The organism is Frankia sp. AiPs1 (assembly GCF_023716945.1).
Lineage (GTDB): Bacteria > Actinomycetota > Actinomycetes > Frankiales > Frankiaceae > Frankia.
This window is the reverse complement of the sequence record NZ_JAMQQF010000680.1, coordinates 1-2,889: the sequence shown is the minus strand read 5'-3', so window position 1 is coordinate 2,889 and position 2,889 is coordinate 1. Positions and strand designations below refer to the sequence as shown.

3 protein-coding genes and 1 pseudogene are annotated in these 2,889 nt (G+C 71.4%); all 4 read left to right on the top strand.

Annotation, left to right across the window (positions count from 1 at the left end; translation table 11 throughout):
- Positions 1-339, top strand: a pseudogene (locus ND748_RS29310) (serine/threonine protein kinase); the annotation flags it as partial.
- A gap of 62 nt (positions 340-401) precedes the next feature.
- Entirely contained in the window at positions 402-887 is a 486-nt protein-coding gene (locus ND748_RS29305; RefSeq protein ID WP_251749434.1) for a hypothetical protein, read from the top strand.
- A gap of 87 nt (positions 888-974) precedes the next feature.
- The gene (gene mqnC, locus ND748_RS29300) at positions 975-2,180 is read left to right on the top strand and encodes a cyclic dehypoxanthinyl futalosine synthase (RefSeq protein WP_251749432.1); all 1,206 of its coding nucleotides are present in this window, start codon (positions 975-977) and stop codon (positions 2,178-2,180) included.
- Between the two features lie 135 nt (positions 2,181-2,315).
- The coding region (locus ND748_RS29295; protein ID WP_374216068.1) for an adenosine deaminase at positions 2,316-2,889 on the top strand (574 nt) is incomplete at its 3' end.

Sequence of the window (2,889 nt, the reverse complement as noted above, 5' to 3'; positions counted from 1 at the left end):
GCCGACCGCGGCGATGCCGCGCGCCCGCAACCGGCGGCGCGCCCGGTCGTCGAGCGCCCCCGCGACCGGGCGCCGGAACCTCATGACCCCCCGGCGCCGCGGCGCCCGCGCCGCCGGTTCCGGCTGCGGATCCCCTTCAAGCGGACGATCCTCTTCGTTCTGGTTGTCCTGCTCCTGCTCTCCGCCGCCGACCAGATCGCGTCCATGGTCGACGAGCAGCGCAGCCGGCTGTGGGACAAGGCGGCCACCTCGGTCAGGAGCGGCGTGGGCGACCAGGTGGACAGCCTGTGGAATCAGGCAAAGGACACCTTCGGGGGTTCCTCGGGCGGTCCGGGGTGACGCAGCGCGCAGCGGCTTGACCGGCAGGCGTAAAACCGCCGTCGGATAGGTACACCGACCTCATGGCGAGCATCTCAAGCAAGATCAACGAATTCCTGCACAGCCCGAAGACCCGGGAGATGGTCGACAAGGCCAAGGCTGCGGCCAACAAGCCCGAGAACCGGGCCAAGATCAAGCAGGTGCAGCAGAAGTTCACCAGTCGTGCGCACGGCCCCGGTCACAACGCCCCGGGCAGTCCCCCGACCGCCGGCGGCCCGACCACCGGCTCGACCCCGAGCCATCCGGGCAGCTACGGCGCGGAGCACGGCCACGCCGAGCGGCCGTCCGGCGGCTTCGGATCAGAGCAGAGCTACGGCGAGCGTCCGTCCGGCGGGTCCGGAGCCGGCGGCCCTGGTGAGCGGCGGTCCGGTAGCTCCGATGCCGGTTACGGCGAGCGGTCGGCTGGCAGCTCCGATGCCGATTATGGTGAGCGGTCGTCGAGCGGCTACGACGCGGACGTCCCCCCGGGTACCGGTCCGGCCGACGCCGGCGGTCGGTCCGGCTACTGATCGTCCGGCTGATCCACCCTGACCGTCCCGGTGTCGGCCTGAGCTCGACGTGGTCCGGCATCGGGACCCAGGTCGTACCATCGCGCCATGAGCCTTGTGGATGCCGACGGCGAGACTGCGGTGGGTCGGGGCGACGGCGCCGGCGAGATCCGGTCGATTCTGGACCGGGCGGCGGAGGGCGGCCGCATCTCGCCCGAGGAGGCCCTGGCCCTCTACACCCGGGCGCCGCTGCACGCGCTCGGCAGCGCGGCGGACACGGTGCGCCGCCGCCGGTATCCCGACGGCATCGCCACCTACATCATCGACCGTAACATCAACTACACGAACATCTGCGTGACGGCCTGCCGGTTCTGCGCGTTCTACCGCGCGCCGAAGCACGCCGAGGGCTGGGTCCGCGACGTCGACGACCTCGTCACCAAGTGCGGCGAGGCCGTGGAGCTCGGTGCCACCCAGATCATGCTCCAGGGCGGCCACAACCCCGACTTCGGCATCGAGTGGTATGAGCAGGCCTTCGGTGCGATCAAGGCGGCCTACCCGCAGCTCGCCCTGCACTCGCTGGGTGCCAGCGAGGTCGTGCACATCGCCCGCACGTCCGGTCTGACGTTCCCCGAGGTCATCACCCGGCTGCGCGACGCGGGCCTGGACAGCTTCGCCGGCGCCGGCGCGGAGATCCTCACCGAGCGCCCCCGGCACGCCATCGCCCCGCTCAAGGAGCCCGGCCACGTCTGGCTGTCGGTGATGGAGACCGCGCACAACCTCGGTCTGGAATCGACCGCGACCTTCATGATGGGCACCGGCGAGACGAACGCCGAGCGGATCGAGCACATGAAGATGATCCGCGACGTGCAGGACCGCACCGGCGGCTTCCGCTCGTTCATCCCGTGGACCTACCAGCCGGAGAACAACCACCTCGGCGGGCGGACCCAGGCCACGTCGCTGGAGTACCTGCGCCTCGTCGCCGTCGCCCGGCTGTTCTTCGACAACATCGCCCACCTGCAGGGCTCGTGGCTGACGACCGGCAAGGAGGTCGGCCAGCTCACCCTGCACATGGGCGCCGACGACCTCGGCTCGGTGATGCTGGAGGAGAACGTCGTCTCCTCGGCGGGCGCCCGCCACCGCACCAACCGCTCCGAGCTGATCAGTCTGATCCGCACGGCCGGGCGCATCCCGGCGCAGCGCGACACCCTCTACCGCCATCTCGTCGTCCACCGCGACCCGGCCCAGGATCCGACCGACGACCGGGTCGCCTCGCACTTCTCCTCCACCGCGCTTCCCCTCGTCTCGGCCACCTGATCTCGACCTCCTTGCCTTTCCAGCAGGACGAGTCGGGCTCCGAGGCCGCTGGAAGGGCGAGCAGGTACGGGCTCCCCGCCGGTACCGGGCTGCTCCCTGGCGCCCGCGGCGGGCGGGACGCCATAGATTGGCCCGATGAGCGAGTCCGCCGGGTCCCCGGCCGTGGTCCCGGCGGCGACCGGGCCGAAGATCGAGCTGCATGTGCACCTGGAGGGGACGGTCCGGCCGGCAACGCTGCTGGAGATGGCGCGGCGCAACGAGGAGGCCCTGCCGTCGCGGACGGTCGAGGGCCTCGCGGAGCTGTACCGCTTCCGCGACTTCAACCACTTCATCCAGGTCTGGGTTATGACGACGCAGGTGATGCGGACCGAGGCTGACTTCCGCCAGATCGTCGTCGACTACGCCGCCGAGGCGGCCGCCCACGGTGCCGTCTATGTGGAGGGCATCTTCTCGCCGTGGTTCCGGGTCCAGCGCGGCGTACGGGTCGAGGAGATCTTCAACGGCTACGCCGACGGGGCGATCGAGGCCAGGGAGCGGTTCGGCGTCGAGGTGCGCCTGACCCCGGACATCGACCGGGTGCTGCCCGTCGAGGCGGCGACCGAGGTGGCCCGCTGGGCGGCGCGCTTCGCCGAGCGGGGCGTCGTCGGCCTCGGGCTTGGCGGCCCGGAGATCGGCCATCCGCCGGAGCCGTTCGCGCCCGCGTTCGCCC